The following is a 20,874-nucleotide window of genomic DNA, read 5'->3' as shown; positions in this document are numbered from 1 at the left end:
GCACATAAGAGAGCAAACTACGCTCTCTAAGTGCTTGAAGCAAGAGGTAACTCCTATTTACTAAATTCGAAAAGACCTCATTAAGTAAATAGGAGTGCATTCGCACATAAGAGAGCAAACTACGCTCTCTAAGTGCTTGAAGCAAGAGGTAACTCCTATTTACTAAATTCGAAAAAACCTCATTAAGTAAATAGGAGTGCATTCGCACATAAGAGAGCAAACTACGCTCTCTAAGTGCTCATAGCAGGGGGCATCATTATGGGAAACGCAAGTGTTTTAGAAGAAAGAAAAGATTTTATCCTGCATAAGCAGGATGGATGCAGTGGAAATGGGATGCGTTGTGATGCGAACAGTGTGTCTGGCGCAGTCAGCCAAAGGGCTTGCGTATACTGTGGAGCACGAGTCGTATTAAATCCCATAACTGATGCATTTCATATTGTGCATGGACCAATCGGATGTGCCAGTTATACATGGGATATCAGAGGAAGTCTGTCAAGCGGGGAAGACTTATACCGCAATAGCTTTTCAACTGATTTAAGAGAACCGGATATCATATTTGGCGGAGAGAAAAGATTAACGGCTGCAATTGAGGAGATTGCAGTCAAATACCATCCAAAACTTATTTTTGTCTATGCTACCTGTATTGTGGGAGTCATTGGAGATGATGTGGATGCAGTCTGTAAAATGATGTCAGAAAAATATCATATGCGTGTGATTCCCGTTAAGTCCCCGGGCTTTTCAGGAAACAAATCCGTAGGATATAAAATGGCTTGTAATGCAATTATGGAGCTGATAAAAGGGCAGACGCCGGAGAAAAGAAAGGGTGTCAACATATTAGGTGATTTTAATCTGGCGGGAGAAATGTGGATTATAAAAGATTACCTAAAGAAAATTGGGATACCCGTTATCTCCCGTTTTACAGGAGATTCCAATTATGAAAATTTGTTAGAAGCGCCCAAAGCGACACTGAACGTTGTTCAGTGCGCAGGCTCCAGTACTTATCTTGCAAATCGTATGGAGGAAGAAATGGGAATACCATATATCAAGGTAAGTTTTTTTGGAATTGAAGATACTACCAGTTCCCTGATTCGAATTGCAGAAGCATTGCAGGATGAACAAGCAAGACAAAAAGCAATCGAATTTACCAGTGCGGAGGCAGAAAAATTACAACCGCTTATAGAAAAATATAAAAGAAACTTAAAGGGGAAGAGAGCAGCCATTTATGTCGGTGGAGGCTTTAAAGCAATTTCTCTAATCAGACAATTTGATTCTCTGGGAATGGAAACTGTAGTGGTAGGAACGCAGACAGGGAAAAAGGATGATTATGATGTGATTGAAAGTCTGGTTGGCAAGGATACCGTGATTTTAGATGATGCAAATCCTGCTGAGTTAGAAAAGTTTATGAAAGAAAGGAAGGCTGACATATTAGTCGGAGGAGTAAAGGAAAGGCCGTTAGCCTATAAGCTTGGAATTGCATTTTGTGATCATAATCATGAAAGAAAGCATCCTTTAAGCGGATTTGTCGGAATGATTAATTTTGTGAAAGAAATTAATGGAAGTATAAATAATCCGGTGTGGAAGTATATGGAGGGAAGCCTATGAGAGGTACATTAGTCAATTTAAATGTAAATCCGTGTAAAATGTGTATGCCGATGGGAACCGCAACAGCGTTGTATGGAATTAATAAATGCATGACAATACTGCATGGCTCTCAAGGGTGCAGTACCTATATCAGAAGACATATGGCAACTCATTACAATGAACCTGTTGATATTGCGTCCTCCTCCCTTACCGAGGAAGGAACCGTATATGGAGGCGAAAAGAATCTATTACAAGGGCTTAAAAATTTAATCAAGTTATATAATCCGGAAGTAATTGGTGTTGCAACTACTTGTCTTGCTGAAACAATCGGAGAAGATTTGGTACGAATGATTGATAAATTTTACAGAGAAAACCCAAAGTATCGGGACATAAGGATCATTCCCATTCCATCGCCTGGATATGGAGGAACCCAGTTTGAAGGCTATATGCGGGCTTTGTATGAAGTAGTGAAAAATGTTGACATGGATACGACGAAAAATGAAAAGGTAAATATCGTAACTTCCACGCTGTCTCCGGCAGATACGAGGTATTTAAAGGAATTGCTGGAGGAGTTTTCAATTGATTATATTCTACTTCCTGATTTATCGGAGACGTTGGATGGTACTCATAAAACAAATTATGAACGATTGCCTTCAGGAGGAACGTCTATCTCGGATATCAGTAAAATGGCGGGTGCAAGCCTAACATTAGAGCTTTCAAGCTTTACGGAGGATAAACCGTCTGTGGCAGAATATTTATTTGATACATATGGTGTGCCCTATAAAAAATGTGCACTTCCTGTCTGTTTAAGAGATACAGATAAATTAATAAAAATATTCTCAGATATCTCCCAAAATCCAATACCTGAGAGAATAAAGAATCAAAGAGGGCGCTTCTTGGATGCGATGATAGATGGACATAAGTACAATGGAGAAGCAAGGGCTGCCATTTACGGGGAACCCGATTTTGTACATAGCACCGTAAGGCTTTGCGTTGAAAACGGAATTATGCCAATGTTAGTTGCCACAGGCTCCAAGTGTCCCGGTTTACGAGAGCTTGTTGAAAACGAAATACAACAGGTTGCAGACGCATATCTGATTGAACAGTTTGAGATTCTGGACGATATTGATTTTCAGACAATTGAAGAAAAAGCGAGAGAGCTGGGAGTTAATATTTTAATAGGAAGTTCAGACGGAAGAAGAATAGCAGAAAAGCTTCAGATTGGTCTGGTACGAAGAAGCTTTCCAATCCACGACAGGGTGGGAGGACAAAGGCTTCGTATGCTCGGCTATGAAGGAGCTCTTACTTTTTTAGATGAAATTGCAAATGTAATATTGGCAAAAAAAGAAACGAGTTTTCGTAAAGAACTATATCAGGAATATTACATGGGAGAGAATACTATGGAAGAAAAAGAAATCATAGAAAAGACAATTGAAGAAAAAACGGCCACCCATCCATGCTATAACTGCGGCGCACATCAATATGCCAGAATGCATCTGCCAATTGCTCCTAAATGCAACATAAGTTGTAATTACTGTCTAAGAAAGTATGATTGCCCAAATGAAAGCAGACCGGGTGTTACAACAAACATCTTGAATCCAGATGAAGCTTTCACAAAGTATATGGAAGTAAAGAAGAAAGTTCCCAATCTTTCCGTAGTCGGAATTGCAGGACCGGGCGATGCATTGGCAAATTTTGAAGAAACAAAAAAGACGCTTTCTCTTATTCGAGAAGCAGATAAAGACGTAACGTTTTGTTTATCAACAAATGGATTAATGCTTCCGCGTTATGCCAATGATTTAATTGAACTTGGTGTATCCCATGTAACGGTAACCATGAATGCTATTGATCCAAAGATTGGCGGACAAATATATAAATATGTGGATTATATGGGCACAAAATATTATGGTGAGACAGCAGCGGCAATCTTGCTTGCAAATCAATTGACAGGAATACAACTGCTTACATCACAGGGTATTGTCTGCAAGGTAAATATTGTTATGCTGAAAGGAATCAATGACCATCATATTCCGGAGGTGGTGAAAAAGGTAAAAGAACTAGGCGGAACCATTACAAACATTATGCAGCTTATCCCGGTAGAAGGCAGTGTGTTTGAGAACCTCCCGCTGGTAAGCAATAAAGAAATTATGGAAATGCGCAAAAGCTGCGGGGAAACCATGAAGCAAATGTATCATTGCAGACAATGCCGGGCAGATGCCATCGGTACCTTAGACCATGATCAGTCCATTGAATTCAATGCCTGCCATAAAGAGGAGGAAAAAGAGAAAGAAAATTTGAGTGAAAGCGTGGCACAAAAATTACAGGTGGCAGTTGCAACAAAGAGTGGCATGATTGTAGACCAGCATTTTGGCCAGGTATCCGAACTATATGTTTATGAATATTTCAAAGGAAATGCTAAATTCATAGAAAAGAGAAATATCGATAAGTATTGCAGCGGCAAAGAAGAGTGTGAGGAGAAGGAGGATAAAATATCTATGATAATTGATACAATAGCAGATTGTGATGCTGTTATAGCTATGAGAATTGGAGATTCCCCAAGAATGAAATTAAACCAAAAGGGAATTAAGGTATTTACTACATACGATAAAATTGAAGATTCCGTGAAAAAGGTTGCAGCAGAAATAGAAATGAAATAAAAACAGTATAAAAGAAAAGGAGAATGCATATGGTTAGTCCAAAGTATCACATTTTTGTCTGTACAAGTTGCAGAGTAAATGGTCAGCAAAAAGGCTTTTGTTTTTCGAAAGGAGCAGTTGATTTAGTACAACGCTTTATGGAAGAAATCGAGGATAGAGACTTGTCAAGTGAAGTCATGATTACCAATACAGGTTGTTTTGGCATCTGTGATAAAGGTCCTATTGTGGTAGTTTATCCGGAAGGAGTCTGGTATAGAAATGTAACGGAAGATGATGTGGAAACTATTGTAGAACAGCACATTGAAGGTGGTTCAGTCGTTGAATCATTGGTGCTGTAACTGATCGAAAAGAAAACCGGTATTTGATTTTAACTAAAATAGAGGTAAGGGGAGGTATGCTTGGTGATTCAAATCATAGATAACACATTAACAGCCTTTGATAATTGCCTGCCAACCAAGGAGGAGCTGCATCTTTTTTGCGAGCTTCTTTTTGCCATAGGCGTGGATATTGTGGAATTATCCGTTGATGCATATGAGAAAATGGAGCAGTTACCGATAGAGAAAAAATTTGCTCTTCATATTGAATTGCCTGAAATAATGGATATGTTCCCTGGATTTTACCGCTATATATGTCACACTGAAAAATCAAAGGAAAAAGTTATAAATGAAATTCAGCTTAATGATGTAAGAGAGATTGTAAGGCTAAGAGCACTTCAAGCATGTAATGAAATCCGCATTGTCGGTTTAGATGACTTAATATGTAAATCATACGATAAAACGATGAATGAAATAAAGAATAGTTTACCAAAAAGTAAAATTAATTTCTGCCCGGAAAATACTTACGGATGTGCAAGTGCGCTAGCGGTTCAATGGGTTATGATGGGAGGAAGTTATATTACAACAAGCTTTGCGGGTTATAAAAATAATGCAGCAACCGAGGAGGTCATAATGGCGCTTCGACTGGCAATACGGCATAAGCCGAACAAAGACTTATCCATTCTTCCTCAATTGGCAAATTTGTTTGAGAAGATAACCAATACTACAATCAGTAACAAAAAGCCTATAATCGGTAAAAGTATTTTCAAAGTGGAATCGGGTATTCATGCCGATGGAATCAAGAAAAATCCTGCCAATTATGAAGCTTATGATCCGAAAAGCGTAGGTGGAAAAGCAGAGTTAGTAATAGGAAAGCATTCCGGTTTAAAGGCAATTCAATACAAAATGCAGGAACTGGACATACCGTTGCCAAAAGAAGCGGTACTGGAAAAGATATTGTACTCAGTGAAAGAAACGTGCACAGAAACGAAAAACAGTATGGAAGATGATGATTTTCAAAATCTTGTTTGTGAGGTGATTGCCGATGAAAGAAACCAAATACATAGTTGACACCACATTAAGAGATGGGGAACAAAGCCCCGGAATTGTTCTTCGAACAGAGGATAAAGTGAAGATAGCTAAGTTTTTAGATGAATTAGGTGTGTATGAAATAGAGGCAGGAGTACCTTGCATTAACAGCGTTGAAGAAGAAAGTATTTGCAGGATAAAAGAAAATACAAAAAATGCTAAGATTTCAGTGTGGAGTCGTATGCATCCTGTTGATGTAAAAAAATCCATTGTCTGTCAGCCTGATATTATTCATATTGGGACACCTGTATCGTATATACAAATTTATAGCAAATTAAAGAAAAATAAAGTATGGGTACAAAAGCAGATACTAGAATGCGTCTCCATTGCAAAGAGTCAAAACGTTGATGTTACCGTAGGATTGGAAGATGTCTCCAGATCCGATATCGGTTTTGTGCTTAGTTTGATTAAAGAGCTTAATAAAGAAGGCGTAAACACCATACGTTTAGCAGATACCGTTGGGGTTTTAACACCGAAACGGACAAAAGAAATCGTAGAGACAATCAAGGAAAATAGTAATATGAAAATAGAAATGCATGTCCATAATGATCTTGGCATGGCAGTCGCCAATTCTATCATAGGGGCAAAAGCAGGTGCGGACTATATTGATATTACTTTATTTGGAATTGGAGAGCGAACAGGTAACTGTAATTTTTATGATTTCATTAAAGCAAGTGAGTCTATTTTTCAGTTTGCCATGACAAAAAGGCAGATTCGGGATGTAGAAAAACAAGTATACGAAGAGTTGAGAGGGGCGATGTAGGGTGCTAAGAATCGGTGTTGTTTTAAACGAAAAGCAAGAGATTGCTTCTATTATGGATGGAGTAAAAATAGCTGTTTATGAAAAAAAGGAGTCTGGGTGGTTTCCAACCTATGAAGTGAAAAATTATTTGGGGCAAAAAGAAACGATAGATGAGATGAGAGAATTTATCCAGCAGTTAATACTTGAGTTAAAAGGCTGTAAGATATTGGTTGCTTTTGCTTTAACAGGGATTCCTTTTATGATGCTGGACAAAGAAGGATTTATGCTTTGTGAGGCAGAAGAAATTTCAGAACGTTTATTTGAAGAGATTGCCTACGATTACGCCAAGACAGAGCAAGAAAAACTGCGACATTCCCTAAAGTTACAGATAGATTATCCATCAAAGCCATTTGAAACAAACATAAAAGGAATTTTCGAATTAGATTTAAAAAAACTGCAAGAGTGTCATCCGCAGATTTCTTCCAAAATGGCAGTCATTCCATTTTTAAAAGAAGAAACCTTTTATCAGCTCAACCTATATTGCGATCATGTCATGCCATGGCTGGAACATAATCCTATTATGCTAGGATATCAATATGAGGTGATAAAACTAGAAAGCAAAGGTTATCAGGTTTGTATTGGAAAGAAGCTGTGCCGCTGATGCAGAATAGATTTCTAAAAACCCCCACTCCGGTTCCTAACAGCCGGAATGGGGGTAAACTATAGCAAAGCCCTTATGAGCAAAAACAAAGTAGTAAAAGAATCCAAATGAAAGAATCTCCGCGACTATCGCAGCCATGCCCCCAGCCACCATTATTACAGCAGGATAATAAAATAATTGGCAATAAACAACCTAAGCCATTATTGTGGCAATCGTCTCTACAATTCAATGAATTTAAGTCAGTCATATTGTTTCTCCCTTAACCTTTAACACTATATAATATGAGAAATAGCATGTTTCAGTGAGAGAGTTTATGAAAAAATTAACATAATCTCCAGCATTGCGATACGTCTGTTAAACTGTCGTCCAATATTTTTTCTTCTGTTCCTCGGAAAGTGAGGCGGCAAATTCCCCTTTAATTTGAAGAAAATATTCAAAATCCTTTAATATCATATACAAAACCGCCCGCGCTTCAAACTCCTGCCTTGTGGCAGGTAAATCACTTTCCTGAAACTTTTGGAATAAGGCGTGGCACTCCAATAGAAGTCCGCCGGCATTATTTGATTCCTTCAGACTCTTTTCAATATGATCGATAAAATCTGAGATGTCCTTTGCCTGTGGGGGAATATGATTCAGAGAAATTATTTTTTCATAAATATTTCTTAGAACCTGGCATTGCTGCTTTCTCATCTGCATATAATCGATAAAATATTGGGAATCCTGTGAAAAGCTGTTGTTTGTGTTGTCATAAGCATATTTTAGACCGGTTTGAATATGTTCCTCCAAAGCCGTAAAGCAATCATCGGTGTAACCCTCTTTGAATTCAAGCAAAAGATACCGAGACATTTTGGAGAGCACCTTTTTTAAATCAGTCTCCAAGATTGCTTGTGTATTTCGAATATGCTTTACTTTATCCGGCATAAAAAGGTTGAGCACCGTACCGACGCCTGCGCCGATGAGTAAAAGCATAAATTCATTTGTGATTAAGGAGAGCGGAATGCTTCCCTCCAAAAGATAGTGAGTAGCCAAAACGGCATTCATTGCAATGGCATCCTGTAACCGCAGCGCATAACAAATCCAAACAAAGGCAAGGAGAAAAATGCCAAAGGAGACGGCATGATAGCCAATCAGGTTGAAGATGGCAAAAGAAAACAGGGTTGCAAAGCAAAATGCCAGCAGCCGCTTTAAGGAAATAAAGATGGTTTCTTTCGTCGTATCCTGAATGGTGAGCAAGGTAATGATACCCGCAGCGGTACTGTAGTTAAGACCTATCAGGTCAGCCAAAATAATAGCAACAGCGCTGCCAAATGCAATTTTTAAAATTTTCATATCAAACGCCCTCCTGTATGCCAAGCTTTTTGGGCAAATCATCCTTCGCTCTGCCCTAGATTTTCAGAGACAATTACTTCTGTGTCTTTACCGCTTTCTGATAAGAATAAGCCAACTAAGATAAAGCCAATTCCACCGACAGCCGCCCCTGTAATAGGCTCATGCAAAATGAGAACGGAGACAACTGTGGTGATAACCGGAATCATGTATATGTAAACACTTGTTTTTACAACGCCAAGAACCTTTACGGCAAAATTCCAGGTCACGAAGCAAAGTGCCGAAGCCCCAAGTCCTAGAAATAGGAGATTGAGAAGGTTTGTGAGCTGAAATACCTGTGATAAATTTACATCAAAGCCCATGATTCCAACACATGGGAGCATAAACAGCAGCCCGTAAAAAAAGGTGCGTCTGGTTGCTGAAATAGTGGAATAACCAAAAGACGAAATCTTTTTGAAAAGGGTTGAGTAGGCAGCCCATATTGCAGCCGCTAAAACCGCCAAAATATTGCCGATTACCGAAACCTCAAAGGAGGTATCCCCTTTCAGACTGATGAGGCAGATACCTGCCATCGCAAGCACAAAACCCAGATAAAACCGAGCGCCCGGGCGTTTTTCCTTCAGAAAAATGCAGCTGCAAATTGCCGAGAAAAAGGGTGAAACCGAAACAATAATACCCACATGGGAAGCTAGTGTGTGGGTAAGTGCAATATTCTCAAAAAGATAATATAATGTAATACCGCATAAACCGGCTGCGGCGAAATACCATTCCTGCTTTTTGGACGTCAAGGACAGTCGGTGCGGATAGGCAAGCCATAATGCTGCATAGCCCATGATAAAGCGGATAAGCAGAATTTCAAGCGGTGAAAAATCCTGTAAGAGCACCTTTGTCGAGATAAAGGTTGTTCCCCAGACAAAAATGGTAAAAAGAGAAAGGGCATGCCCTGTTATAGTTTTATTTTTCATTGTATTTACAAACTCCTTTGTGCTGCATTGGTAGAACCGTAACCTATTTTAACACGTATATTAGCGCTGTTCCAGTAAATTCCTATTTTTTGTTGCATTAAAGTGTCAAAAAAGTGTCACGCGCAAAGGGAAAAATATATTGACACATCATGAGTAGTAACGTATAATTGCATTGTAAATTATATTAACAGTGTTAAGGAGCGAACTATATGGGAATTAAAGAACGACGTGATATTGAAAAAACAGAAATGAAAAGAAAAATCATAAAAGCTGCCATTGAGATTATTGAGCAAGAGGGATACGAAAAATTATCAATAAGGAAAATTGCTGCTAAAATTGAGTATTCACCGACCACTATCTATCTTTACTATAAAGACAAAGCGGAAATAATTGTGGATATGTCTAACAAACTCTATAGTAAAGTTTTTGATGGTGTGACGGCTCTCATAAATGTGAACCCAGGATTATCCGCGGAAGAACAATTTTATAATACTATGTGCACATTTATTAAAGAGCTTTGCAGTGAGTCGGAAATGGTAAAAGCAATTATGTTTAGCGGAACAAATGTCATATTTGCAAATGAAAGCGCAGATTGTACACCTACCAATTCGGGAATAGATATACTTGATAATTTGATTTCTAACGGAATTGCCCAAAAAGTTTTTAGATCTGACACGCGGAATACTTCGTGGATGATTGTAAGCGCATTACTCGGTTTCGTAATGAGTTCTATCGCAAACCAATTACATCTACATGATAATTTCGACCAACTTGTAGATGATTTTGTAAAAATACTTATGGAGGGGGTTAAGGAATGAAGGAACCAAACAAAGCCGGCAGGGATAATTTACGAAAGGTAATACTAATAATAGGTATTGTACTTTTCGTTTTATTTAGTATCTTTGCCGCTATAGTACTAACACAAAAGCCTACGGATTTACAAGTATCTAATGTAGATATAGACACAATCAATGATGGTGTTTATGTTGGAAGTGCTGATAATGGATTAGTAAGGGCTACTGTATCAGTCGAGGTAAACAATGGAAAAGTCCTAAGTGTTACGATATTAGAACATGAACAGTTGTTAGGTAAGAAAGCTGAGAAAATCACAGATAGTATCATAGCTCAGCAGTCATTGGAAGTAGACGCTGTTACTTCTGCAACTTATAGTAGTGACACAATACGAAAAGCGATAGAAAATGCTTTAAGACAAGGAGAATGAAAAATGAATACAATTATTATTTATTCAAGTAAATATGGATGCACAGCGGATTGTGCAGAATACTTAAAATCTGGCTTGTCTGATTCGGCAAAGCTCACTGACATAGACAAGACTAATTCTAACGCCATTGCTTTAGAAAGCTATGATACTGTCATTTTTGGTAGCTCAATCTATGTTGGTGCAATTTCAAAGAAAATGCGTAAATTTTGCAAAGAAAATGTTGAATTGTTAAGTAAAAAAAGAGTTGGGATATTTCTTTGCTGCGGGTTCCCAGAACAAGCAAAAGAATACTTAACTACAAATTTCCCATCCACACTACTAAAAAGTGCAATCGTTATAAAAGATTTTGGCGGCGAAGCAAGAATAGACAAAATGAAGTTTATTGATAAGTCAATTATGAAAACAGTAATGAAAGGCAACCATGAAGCCTTAAAAATTTCACATGAAAATATTGATGCATTTATAAAAGAACTAAATAAATAATACATAAAAATCAAGGTAAGACAATAGGAAAATTTGTACAGCTGTTATGTCTAATTTGCAGAAATAAAATAAGAACAAAGTGTGTGAAGATACAGTACTTGAAAACGTCGGGCTATTTTTTGTTGCATTTTCTTCAAGCCATGGTATAATTATTTTTTGTTATTGCTATTTAAAACTTAGGGATAAAATAGCAGAGAAACGAAAGAAGGGAACGAGTTATGAAAAAAAGAATATTATCCATGTTTTTATCAGCCATCATTATATTTATTATTATAATGAGCCCTATTCAAGGCAATGTAATGGTTGCCGCTGCGGCATCTGATAAGACTAAAGTAAAAACAACTGTTAATAATTATTTTAAGGCTGCAAAGAAATATGATGTAAAAAAAATGAACAAGTATGTAAAAAATACGGACGATTATGATCCGTCGGAATTATATGCATATTCAGCTTTTCGTAATTATATAAAAACAAGAAATAAGTCATTGAATTACTCTGTGCAGAAGGTAGCGGTTAAGGGGAGCAATGCAACTGTTACTGTAAAATGTAAATATTTAGATTCGTCAAAAACCTACGAACAAGCATTTACCAATCTTCTTTTATTTGCGATTATAAACTATGATAAAGACTATTCAGAGAAAGAGCTGTTAAGGGAATTTAATACTATTTTTAAGTTAACGATTAAAGATAATAAAAGCGCTTATGCGAAAAAATACAAAACGAAAACCTTTAAAATTAAGTTAGTAAAAGAAAAAGGATCTTGGAAAATAAACAAGATGACCTATGATTTGGCAAATTCTGTAACTGCAAATTTTTACAAAGCTGCAAACTCTATATTTTCTGATTAAACCGCATAAAGAACGAAGCATAATTCCCAAATAATAACTCAGAAAGCATCCATAGGGGTGCTTTTTGAGTTATTATTTGAGGATTATATCCTGTTACAACGATATAATTTATGTTATAATGTGATAACGTAAGTTTTTAGAATTAAGTTATGAGATTAAGGCGTCAAAAACACCTTTTGACATCTTAATCGGTTTGGAAGAAGGGTGAAATGAAAAAAGATACGATTAAGCGTCTTGGGGACGCAGAACTTGAAATAATGCTTATAATATGGGAGGCAGATGAGCCGGTTACCTCAAACTATATCTTGGAGAAGCTGGCAGGAAAGAGAAAGTGGGCTTTATCCACACTTATGACAGTGCTTTCAAGACTGACGGAGAGACGTTTTCTTCAATGTGAGAAGAGGGAACGCAATTATTACTCTGCTCTCGTAACGGAGAAAGAGTACAAGGTCAAGGAAGGCAGCCTGAATTTAGAAAAGCTTTACGGGAATTCAATTAGTGACCTTATCACAACACTGTATAAGGGAAAAGTAATTAATAACGATGATTTGGAAGAGCTGAGAAGATTTATTGACAAGATTTCAGACGAAGGATAAAGGGTGTGTGAGTTGTGGCGGAAATAGTTTTTGCTACAATAATTGAAAAGTCTATGATAGCCGGATTTATAATCTTAGTGCTAAAGACGGCAACTCCGATTTTGAGTAAAAGGTATACTGCAAAATATAAATATTTTATTTGGCTTTTGATTGCACTATATTTAATCATTCCGATACAGATAACGATTGACGTAGAGCCAATTAAAATTGAGGTTCCGGTTATTGAATTTGCGGAGGAAAAAGGCGAGAGCATAAGTGAAAGTGATGGACAGCATGCGGAGAATGACAGTGCAAATATAGGAAGCGCAGAGGCAGGCACGGAACAGGTGCAGTACAATATTAATACGAATACAGACATTCTAAGTGCAGATACGAAGAAAGAACATACATTAAATACACAGAAGATAAATGTTTCACTGGAAGCACGTATAGCTGATGTGAAAAATGACATAAAGGCATCAATTACCCTAATCAATATTATGTTACTGTTGTGGATGATTGGTGCTTTAATTTTCTTTGCCTATCATTTGTTTTTATATAAGCTCCAAAAGAAAATGATATTTCGCTGGCAGCGTCCAAGAAAATCGGATTTTCCCGAACAGTGTATAAAGGAAATTGCAGGGAGGAAAGGTATTAAAAAACTCCCGTCTATCATAGTCAGTGAAAAGGTGCCAAGTCCGATGCTTATTGGACTTTTCAAGCAATATTTGGTACTTCCTTGTGAAAATTATACTAAACAGGAATTAGATTATATATTGCATCATGAGCTTGTGCACTTCAGACGCCATGATTTGTGGTATAAATTGATTTTACTGCTGGCAAATGCAGTACATTGGTTTAATCCACTTGTATACATAATGAGAAAAGAAGCGGATATGGATATAGAATTATCCTGCGACGATGAAGTGATGCGGGATAAACCACTGAAGGAACGTCAGGAATATGCCGAGACTATTTTGGTTTCCATTCAGCAGTCCATAATGAGGAAAAATGCTCTGAATACCTGCCTGTGCAAAGAGGCAAAGGCGATGAAAATCAGGCTGAGAAATATCATCTCCTCCGGGAAGAAGTACAGCGGTAAGGTTATTTTGGGTGTTGTCTTTTTCCTCGTTATTACGGCGGGTTCGGTTAGAACTTTGGCGGTGTCGGAGGAAGTGTTGGATTATGTTATCATTGGTGCGAGACCGCTGAGTGGGGAAGATTGGTATAACAGAGGAAAACAGATTGCAAATGGGACAAAGGCAAGCAGTTCGGCAGTGATTGAAGGAGATGCTCCTCCTCCGGTTACAAGTGATATCCTAAGTGAGGAAGAACTGGAAGATTTTTTTGCAGTCACAGTCACCAATATTTCGACAGAACAGGAGGATGGGTATTATAAAATACCGGATATTATCACTAATTCGGCAGATATGGCGATTTTTACAAAACCAGACGGAAAAGGCTGGTATCTTGAAAAAGGGCAGACAATAGAAATATCATTTAGATTAGACCAAGAGAGAGTGGCAACGGCGAATGGAGCTAAAGTTGCGGTGGAAATCGGATATATATTCAATGGTAGTATGTATAAAATGTATTCAAATAAAGAGCAGGTATTTTCTGTTAAGATGACGGCAGAAAATGATGGAGAATATTTTTTATATACGACAAACAGGACTTCTGGTTATGAAATAATGCTAGACGGAAGAGTGAATGTCGAATAACGAGAAGAAATGTCGAAATATAAAGTGTTTATGTAAAAACTATTTAAATTTTAAGAAAATAAATCAAAAAATAAGAAAAAAATGTAAAATAAATATTGACGCAATCATTATACAATAGTATAATCCGATTATACAGCTGTATAATAAGAGAGCGGAGGTAATTATATGTTAAAAAAGGTAATAGCAATGGCATTAACCTTATGTCTGCTGATAAGCAGCGGTACAGTAGCAAATGCCGCAACATTGTCAACAGCCGAAGATTTGTCAGAAGTCACAATTACCGTTGGCGGACAAGTATACTCATTGAGTGAATTGTCCTATGAAATCGTTGACAAAGATGGTAATGTGGTAAATTCTGGGCCGGTTCTTTATTCTTACCCACTTGCCAGCGCTACAGTCGGTGTAGGTCAGACGGTTAGATGGTATCCGACAGGTAACACCAATGGTTTTAAGTTTGGAAAGTATATTGCGGTAATCATTTCTTTATTGACTGATGTAGAGGCGACTTGTACGATTTCTCTTACAAATGGTACAAGTATAGGTACCACTGAAAAAAATCCGAATGTAGCGCTAGTATCATTGACAGACGGATATGGCAAATTGGCAGTATATAATGGCGGCTCAAGCAGTTTCAAGGTTACTGGGGGAACTATTAGCTGGGATTAATTGTGAATAGCTAATAGCAGTAACAGATACGAAATGGGTCATCAATCCACCACCAAATTAACAACAATAACAAGAATGAAATTGAACAACAATCCATCACCAAATTAACAGTAACACCAACAATGAATTTGAAACAATCATCAAATCCATCACCAATCATAAAATACAAGGGGAGTATTTTATAAGGGTATAAAAATGTAATGGAATAAAACACAATCACCAAACAAAATGAATCAAAAAGAGAGACAGTTCGGGTTAATGATAATCTGGACTATCTCTCTTTTTAATAGTAATTACATTGCATTGTGGAATGTACGTGCAATTACATCATTTTGCTGTTCTCTGGTAAGCCTGTTAAAATTAACTGCATAGCCGGATACACGGATGGTCAGCTGAGGATATTTATCTGGATTCGCCTGTGCATCCAAAAGAGTTTCTTTTGTAAACACATTTACATTGAGGTGATGTCCGCCTTTTTCTGCGTATCCATCTAATAAAGCTACTAAGTTATCTACCTGATTTTGATTTGCCATAGGAAAAACCTCCTTTATTATTTAAGTAATAGTAATTATTATTGTTATTATCTATATGAAAAATATATCATATATTTTTATTTCTGTCTATAGAAACAACGGTTTTATACTGTTCTTTTTTCAAAACAAAATTACTAACATAAATTGTCAATCTCCTCATATACTGTTTTAAGAGGTGAGTGAATGATAAAAAAAGACGAGCTGATTAAAATTTTTTCAGGTAACATCAGAAATATTTTATTGCAGAGCAATTTGGATTTTGAGCAACTGCAAGAGGTACGCTTACGGGTCAACAGCCCGCTCCTTATCATTTATAAAGGAAGAGAGTACTTTGTCTGCGAGGACGGGTCACTTCATAATGGGGAGAATGCCGCATATTATGTAGCAAAGCAGGAAATCAAAGAGACGATGGACTACATAAGCAGTTATTCCCTGTATGCCTTCGAGGATGAAATTAAGCAAGGCTTTATTACCATTCAGGGAGGGCATCGTATTGGAATAGCCGGAAAAACAGTGTTAGACGGAGAAAAAATAACGGGGCTGAAATATATTTCCTATATTAATGTAAGAATTTCACACGAGGTGAAGGGCTGTGCAGACAAGGTAATGCCCTTTGTGGAGGAAGAGGACAGGGTTCATCACTGCCTCATCATATCTCCGCCGAGATGCGGCAAAACAACACTGCTTCGGGATATCATAAGGCAGATATCAAACGGGGTAAACGGAATGACAGGAAAAACAGTCGGTGTTGTAGATGAGAGAAGCGAAATAGGCGGCTGTTACATGGGTGTGGCGGTCAATGATTTAGGGATTCGCACTGATGTGCTGGATTGCTGCCCAAAGGCGAAAGGAATGCTGATGCTCATACGCTCCATGTCGCCAAGTGTGATTGCCGTGGATGAGATTGGTGATTACGAGGATGTAAAGGCGATTGAGGCAGTTATCAACTGCGGCTGCAAGCTACTGGCGACAGTGCATGGGAGCTCCATTGAGGATATCAAGAGCAAGCCGCTTCTCCAGAAAATGATTACAGAAAAGGTATTTGAGCGATATATTGTTTTAAATAATGACAAGAAAGTCGGAAATATCAAAGAAATTTACGACGAGAGAGGAAGTATAATTTATCGAGAGGGGGCTTGAGGATGATAAAGCTGGCGGGTTCGGCACTGATTATTTTTGCGACAACGGGAATTGGATTTACGGCAGGAAGAGATTTAAAAATACGTTTGGATAACTTAAGATACATCAAAAAACTTATGCTGATGCTCCGAGGTGAAATACAATATTTGAAGGCACCCTTGGGCGAAGCATTTTTTAATGTAGGAAAAAGGGCGAGAGCACCCTTTGATTTATTTTTTGACCGGATTGCACAGGAGATTGAAAGTCTGGAGTGCGAAAGCTTTTATGCCATCTGGTGTAAGCATATTGATGAGGAGCTTTCCCAGATTAAGCTGACCAAGCCGGACTGTCAGACTTTAAAGCGTGTGGGAGAGCATTTGGGCTATATGGATAAGGAAATGCAGCTGGGAATGATTGATTTGTATGTGGAACAGCTTGAGGAGGAAATCAAGTTGTCCAAGGAAAATATAGATGAAAAAATCAGGGTGTATCACTGCCTTGGCGTAGCCGCCGGAATCTTTGCAGTGCTGATTATACTTTGACACGGCGGGTACGGATGGAGGAAGAGATGAGCGTAAATATCATATTTAAAATTGCGGCGGTAGGAATCCTGGTGTCAGTTTTGGGACAGGTGTTAAAACATAGCGGCAGGGAAGAACATGCATTTTTGACCAGTCTTGCGGGGCTGATTGTCGTACTGTTTTGGATTATACCGTACATATACGATTTGTTTGAAACCATCAAAAATTTATTTGCATTGTAGGTGATTGGATTGGATATGTTAAAAATAGCCTTTATTGGCTTAATTGGAGTGATACTCTCCATTCAGTTTAAGGGTACAAAAACAGAATACGGAATTTACATCAGTCTTGCGACCAGCCTTATCATACTATTTTGTATTGCGGATAAGCTTTCGGTTGTCATAGATGCCATCAACAAAATACAAGGCTATATCAAGCTAAATACGGTATACCTGACAACACTTGCAAAAATTATCGGCATCACCTATATTGCTGAATTTGCCGCCGGAATATGCAAGGATGCAGGGCATAGTGCAATTGCAGGACAAATTGAGGTGTTTGCAAAAATTTCGGTTATGGCACTGAGTATGCCGGTACTCATTGCCCTGTTGGAAACAATCGACAGCTTTTTAAGCTGATAAAGGCAGGTGAGGGTATATGAAATGTGCATTTTTAAGATGGACAAGGCGTAAGGTGTGCTGTTTCCTTTTTTTCTTGGCGCCGCTGACATTATATGGGACAACCGCATATGCGATGGAAAGCGATTTATCAATCACTCAGAGCAGTGAATTTGATGACGTGAATAAGAGTATCGACAATATTTTAGAGGGAGAAACAATTGATTTTAAGCAAATGATAGCAAACGTGATAAAGGGAAAGGAACCCCTTGATATCGAAAAAATCATACAAGCCCTGGCAGAGCAGGCATTTGGTCAGGTCGGCTATGTAAAGAGGACGGTTGTACATATTATGATTATCACGATTGCCGGAGCACTTTTGAGTAATTTCAGCAATGTGTTTCAAAACAGCCAGATTTCCGATATCAGTTTTTATGTGGTCTATATGCTGATGCTTACGATACTGATGAAATCCTTCGTGGCGGTGACAACTATCGCGGAGGAGGCGGTGAGTGCGTTAATTGAATTTATGCGGGCACTTGTACCGGCATATTCTCTCGCCCTGACCTTTGCAGGCAAGGTCACGACTGCGACGGTATTTTATCAGGCGATCCTGATGATTATTACAGGTGTTCAGCTTCTGTTTGTCAATCTGATTTTACCGCTCATCAATATTTATGTAGTTCTAATGCTTGTGAATAATTTATCAAAAGAGGATTTTCTATCAAGACTTGCACAGCTCATCAAAGGAGTGGTTGAGTGGCTGTTAAAAGCGATGCTCACGGTTGTCATTGGTTTCAATGTAATCCAAACTCTTGTGGCACCCGCGGTGGATGCTTTTCGCACCACTATGCTGAATAGGACTGTCAGTGCCATACCCGGAGTAGGAAATGCAGTCAATGCGGTGACGGACATGGTAATCGGCTCCGCCGTCATCATCAAAAATGGAGTGGGCGCCGCGGCACTTATCATATTGGTTGTACTAGGGCTTACCCCTCTTATACAGCTTTGGATTTTTTCGATTATGTACAAGGTGTCGGCGGCGGTTATGCAGCCTGTATCAGATACCAGAATGATTAGCTGTATCGGAAGTGTGGGCGATGGGGTTAGACTGTTAATTAAGGTTGTGACAACGGCACTTGTTTTATTTATCATTACGATTGCGATTGTCACGGCAACGACGATGGGATAAGGGGTTATGATATTATGATTGCGGGAATTTATCAGTGGATTAAGAATATTGCATTTTATATGATACTCATAACCGCCGTTATGAATGTCATACCAAATAATAACTACAAGAAATATATCAACCTATTTACAGGTATTGTTATGATTATTCTGGTTATCTCGCCAATCAGCAGTTTGCTGGGTGCGGATATCAGGCTGGATACGAATTTTATCAAAAATATTTATAATCAGGAGCTAGGCAACATAAATCTGGATACCTACGAGATTTCAGAAACAGGGGCTACGAACCTGTTGGAGGAATATAAGGTTGAAATCGGCAGGCAGGTGGAAGAGATTGTGGAGAAGGAGGGGTATCATATGGTAGAAGCCAATATCACGATGGATGAGGACAGAGAAAGTGAGACTTACGGAAATCTTGAGAAAATTGGGGTTGTCCTTACGTCGGGAGAAGAGGAGGGTCAGAGAATTGTGGTGAGCAAAATTCAGATTGGGGAAAATCAGGTGGAAAGTCCCGAAGAAATTAGTGTGAAAAATGTGCTGGAAGACTTCTATAATGTTGGTTTGAGTAATATAAATGTTAATATACAGAGGTAAAATATGGAGCTGAAAAACAAACTAAAATTTGATTTTAAAAATATAAAAAAGGATAATCTCCTTATTGTACTGTTGGTGGGCGTCCTACTTATTGTGATTGCATGGCCGACATCCGGCACACAAAAAAAAGAGAGTGAAGCAAAAACAGCAGTTGAAACCTCAGAGACTCAGAAGGAAGCAGAAGACTCAAGTTATGAGACGGAGCTGGAAAAACGCCTTGAGAATATACTCAGCAAGGTTTCCGGCGTGGGTGAGGTAAACGTTATGATTACACTGAAATCCTCAAAAGAGCTTATTGTGGAAAAGGATACACCTGCGACGTCTTCCTCCACACAGGAAGAGGATGCGGAGGGAGGAAAGAGGACGACGACGGATAAAGCAACGACGGAGGCAACCGTATATGAGCAGGATGAAAGCGGAAGCAATATCCCGTATGTAGTAAAGGAGCTTGAGCCGGAGATAGAAGGAATCATTGTCATTGCAAAGGGAGGAGATGACCCTGTAGTAGCGAAAAATATTTCAGATGCCATACTGGCATTATTTCACGTAGAAGCACATAAAATTAAGGTAATGAAAATGGAATCTAATTAGTAAGGAGGACGAAGCAATTGAAGAATGTATTTAAAAGAAATCAGATTGTCATTACGGCATTGGCAATTATGATTGCGGCGGCATTTTACTTAAACTATGCGGAAAAAATAGATGTCAATGAAGCTACGCAGGAAACCAGCGCGCCGGTGGAGGATGGAGAGGTTGATGTAGGCGATATCTCCGATGAGGACGTTTATCAGGCATCAAATACGGAGAGCAGTGAAAATGAAATATTAGACGCACTGGCTCCAAGTGGTGAGGATGACATTGAAAGCTATGATTTGGACTTGACCTCTGACACAACGAGTGATGCACAGACAGCAGAAGGCACAGCAGCAGCGGATACAGACACGACCGATACCACATCAGGAGAGACACCGGGTGAAGCGGTACTCACAAGTGCAACGACAAGCGTAGGCTTTATCGCAGAGGCAAAGCTTTCCAGAGAACAGGTGAGGGCAAAAAACAAAGAGGCTTTATTGGAAATCATCAACAATACTTCAATTGCTGACGAGCAAAAGCAGACTGCTATTGACGCAATGATTAAAATGACCGATATCGCAGAGAGAGAAGCAGCAGCAGAAACCTTATTAGAATCCAAGGGATTTGAGGATGTAGTTGTAAGTATCACGGATGACACAGCGGATGTAGTTGTGAACATGGCAGACATGACCGATGCAAAGCGGGCACAGATTGAAGATATTATGAAGAGAAAAACTGGAGTATCAGCAGAGAATATTGTAATTACGCCGATTAGTGTGGAGCAGTAATACATAAAGAAAGAATGTGCCTTGGCACATTCTTTTTTAATTGTTAATATCTTACAGCCGAAACACCATATTCCACTGCTTTTTATCA

General features: G+C 38.5%; 24 protein-coding genes. 21 read left to right on the top strand and 3 right to left on the bottom strand.

Going from position 1 to position 20,874, the window contains the following annotated elements:
- Nucleotides 1-258: 258 nt before the first annotated feature.
- From nifE to CTY48_RS02445, 6 genes are all read left to right on the top strand, one after another.
- Nucleotides 259-1,602, top strand: a complete 1,344-nt coding sequence (nifE, locus tag CTY48_RS02470; protein WP_099466934.1) for a nitrogenase iron-molybdenum cofactor biosynthesis protein NifE — start codon at nucleotides 259-261, stop codon at nucleotides 1,600-1,602.
- Nucleotides 1,599-4,238, top strand: a complete 2,640-nt coding sequence (nifB, locus tag CTY48_RS02465) for a nitrogenase cofactor biosynthesis protein NifB (protein ID WP_099466933.1) — start codon at nucleotides 1,599-1,601, stop codon at nucleotides 4,236-4,238. Before nifE ends, nifB begins: the two co-directional genes overlap by 4 nt.
- 29 nt (nucleotides 4,239-4,267) lie before the next feature.
- Nucleotides 4,268-4,576, top strand: a complete 309-nt coding sequence (locus tag CTY48_RS02460) for a 2Fe-2S ferredoxin (RefSeq protein WP_099466932.1) — start codon at nucleotides 4,268-4,270, stop codon at nucleotides 4,574-4,576.
- A gap of 63 nt (nucleotides 4,577-4,639) precedes the next feature.
- Entirely contained in the window at nucleotides 4,640-5,623 is a 984-nt protein-coding gene (locus CTY48_RS02455; RefSeq protein ID WP_099466931.1) for a homocitrate synthase/isopropylmalate synthase family protein, read from the top strand.
- A complete protein-coding gene (locus tag CTY48_RS02450) occupies nucleotides 5,598-6,404 on the top strand; it encodes a beta/alpha barrel domain-containing protein (protein ID WP_099466930.1) in 807 nt (268 codons plus the stop codon). Before CTY48_RS02455 ends, CTY48_RS02450 begins: the two co-directional genes overlap by 26 nt.
- Nucleotide 6,405: 1 nt before the next feature.
- Nucleotides 6,406-7,044: a Fe-only nitrogenase accessory AnfO family protein gene (locus tag CTY48_RS02445; protein WP_099466929.1), complete on the top strand. Its 639-nt coding sequence runs from the start codon at nucleotides 6,406-6,408 to the stop codon at nucleotides 7,042-7,044.
- Nucleotides 7,045-7,398: 354 nt separating this feature from the next.
- Here CTY48_RS02445 and CTY48_RS02435 read toward each other — a convergent pair whose 3' ends face one another.
- Both CTY48_RS02435 and CTY48_RS02430 read right to left on the bottom strand, forming a co-directional pair.
- Nucleotides 7,399-8,373 (bottom strand): aromatic acid exporter family protein, encoded by a 975-nt coding sequence (locus tag CTY48_RS02435; RefSeq protein WP_180272618.1) that lies wholly within the window; start codon nucleotides 8,371-8,373, stop codon nucleotides 7,399-7,401.
- A 38-nt stretch (nucleotides 8,374-8,411) separates the two neighbouring features.
- On the bottom strand, nucleotides 8,412-9,335 hold the full coding sequence (locus CTY48_RS02430) for a DMT family transporter (protein WP_099466926.1): 924 nt from the start codon (nucleotides 9,333-9,335) through the stop codon (nucleotides 8,412-8,414).
- A 209-nt stretch (nucleotides 9,336-9,544) separates the two neighbouring features.
- Between CTY48_RS02430 and CTY48_RS02425 the strand changes: the two genes are divergently transcribed.
- The 7 genes from CTY48_RS02425 (at nucleotide 9,545) to CTY48_RS02395 (ending at nucleotide 14,850) form a co-directional block, all read left to right on the top strand.
- A complete protein-coding gene (locus tag CTY48_RS02425; RefSeq protein ID WP_099466925.1) occupies nucleotides 9,545-10,153 on the top strand; it encodes a TetR/AcrR family transcriptional regulator in 609 nt (202 codons plus the stop codon).
- Nucleotides 10,150-10,557, top strand: coding sequence for an FMN-binding protein (locus CTY48_RS02420; RefSeq protein WP_099466924.1), 408 nt, complete (start codon nucleotides 10,150-10,152; stop codon nucleotides 10,555-10,557). The genes CTY48_RS02425 and CTY48_RS02420 overlap by 4 nt, the downstream gene beginning before the upstream one ends.
- Nucleotides 10,558-10,560: 3 nt before the next feature.
- Complete coding sequence (locus CTY48_RS02415) at nucleotides 10,561-11,040, top strand: flavodoxin domain-containing protein (protein ID WP_099466923.1); 480 nt, start codon at nucleotides 10,561-10,563, stop codon at nucleotides 11,038-11,040.
- 218 nt (nucleotides 11,041-11,258) lie between these two features.
- Entirely contained in the window at nucleotides 11,259-11,888 is a 630-nt protein-coding gene (locus CTY48_RS02410; RefSeq protein ID WP_099466922.1) for a nuclear transport factor 2 family protein, read from the top strand.
- Nucleotides 11,889-12,097: 209 nt separating this feature from the next.
- Nucleotides 12,098-12,484, top strand: a complete 387-nt coding sequence (locus tag CTY48_RS02405) for a BlaI/MecI/CopY family transcriptional regulator (RefSeq protein ID WP_099466921.1) — start codon at nucleotides 12,098-12,100, stop codon at nucleotides 12,482-12,484.
- Between the two features lie 14 nt (nucleotides 12,485-12,498).
- Nucleotides 12,499-14,184, top strand: coding sequence for a M56 family metallopeptidase (locus CTY48_RS02400; protein WP_099466920.1), 1,686 nt, complete (start codon nucleotides 12,499-12,501; stop codon nucleotides 14,182-14,184).
- 165 nt (nucleotides 14,185-14,349) lie between these two features.
- A complete protein-coding gene (locus CTY48_RS02395) occupies nucleotides 14,350-14,850 on the top strand; it encodes a hypothetical protein (RefSeq protein ID WP_099466919.1) in 501 nt (166 codons plus the stop codon).
- Nucleotides 14,851-15,143: 293 nt separating this feature from the next.
- On the opposite strand, the gene CTY48_RS02390 is transcribed toward CTY48_RS02395, so the two are convergent.
- Nucleotides 15,144-15,383 carry a glycine radical domain-containing protein gene (locus tag CTY48_RS02390; RefSeq protein ID WP_099466918.1) on the bottom strand — a complete coding sequence of 80 codons (240 nt, stop codon included), beginning with the start codon at nucleotides 15,381-15,383 and terminating at the stop codon, nucleotides 15,144-15,146.
- A 183-nt stretch (nucleotides 15,384-15,566) separates the two neighbouring features.
- On the opposite strand from CTY48_RS02390, the gene spoIIIAA reads away from it, so the two are divergent.
- From spoIIIAA to CTY48_RS02350, 8 genes are read left to right on the top strand one after another with little or no spacing between them, the layout of a single operon-like run.
- Nucleotides 15,567-16,523, top strand: coding sequence for a stage III sporulation protein AA (gene spoIIIAA, locus CTY48_RS02385; protein ID WP_180272617.1), 957 nt, complete (start codon nucleotides 15,567-15,569; stop codon nucleotides 16,521-16,523).
- 2 nt (nucleotides 16,524-16,525) lie between these two features.
- A complete protein-coding gene (locus tag CTY48_RS02380; RefSeq protein WP_099466917.1) occupies nucleotides 16,526-17,044 on the top strand; it encodes a stage III sporulation protein AB in 519 nt (172 codons plus the stop codon).
- 26 nt (nucleotides 17,045-17,070) lie between these two features.
- On the top strand, nucleotides 17,071-17,265 hold the full coding sequence (gene spoIIIAC, locus CTY48_RS02375; RefSeq protein ID WP_099466916.1) for a stage III sporulation protein AC: 195 nt from the start codon (nucleotides 17,071-17,073) through the stop codon (nucleotides 17,263-17,265).
- Between the two features lie 9 nt (nucleotides 17,266-17,274).
- Nucleotides 17,275-17,661 carry a SpoIIIAC/SpoIIIAD family protein gene (locus CTY48_RS02370; protein WP_099466915.1) on the top strand — a complete coding sequence of 129 codons (387 nt, stop codon included), beginning with the start codon at nucleotides 17,275-17,277 and terminating at the stop codon, nucleotides 17,659-17,661.
- A 19-nt stretch (nucleotides 17,662-17,680) separates the two neighbouring features.
- The gene (locus CTY48_RS02365) at nucleotides 17,681-18,832 is read left to right on the top strand and encodes a stage III sporulation protein AE (protein ID WP_099466914.1); all 1,152 of its coding nucleotides are present in this window, start codon (nucleotides 17,681-17,683) and stop codon (nucleotides 18,830-18,832) included.
- Nucleotides 18,833-18,846: 14 nt separating this feature from the next.
- The gene (locus CTY48_RS02360) at nucleotides 18,847-19,425 is read left to right on the top strand and encodes a stage III sporulation protein AF (protein ID WP_099466913.1); all 579 of its coding nucleotides are present in this window, start codon (nucleotides 18,847-18,849) and stop codon (nucleotides 19,423-19,425) included.
- Nucleotides 19,426-19,428: 3 nt separating this feature from the next.
- A complete protein-coding gene (locus CTY48_RS02355) occupies nucleotides 19,429-20,016 on the top strand; it encodes a stage III sporulation protein AG (protein WP_099466912.1) in 588 nt (195 codons plus the stop codon).
- 17 nt (nucleotides 20,017-20,033) lie between these two features.
- Nucleotides 20,034-20,786, top strand: a complete 753-nt coding sequence (locus CTY48_RS02350; RefSeq protein WP_099466911.1) for a SpoIIIAH-like family protein — start codon at nucleotides 20,034-20,036, stop codon at nucleotides 20,784-20,786.
- The last annotated feature ends 88 nt before the right edge of the window (nucleotides 20,787-20,874 follow it).

Origin of the sequence: Konateibacter massiliensis (genome assembly GCF_900184995.1) — a bacterium.
Lineage (GTDB): Bacteria > Bacillota > Clostridia > Lachnospirales > Lachnospiraceae > Lachnotalea > Lachnotalea massiliensis.
Note: the sequence above shows the minus strand (reverse complement) of the source record. Positions and strands in the feature narration are given on the sequence as shown.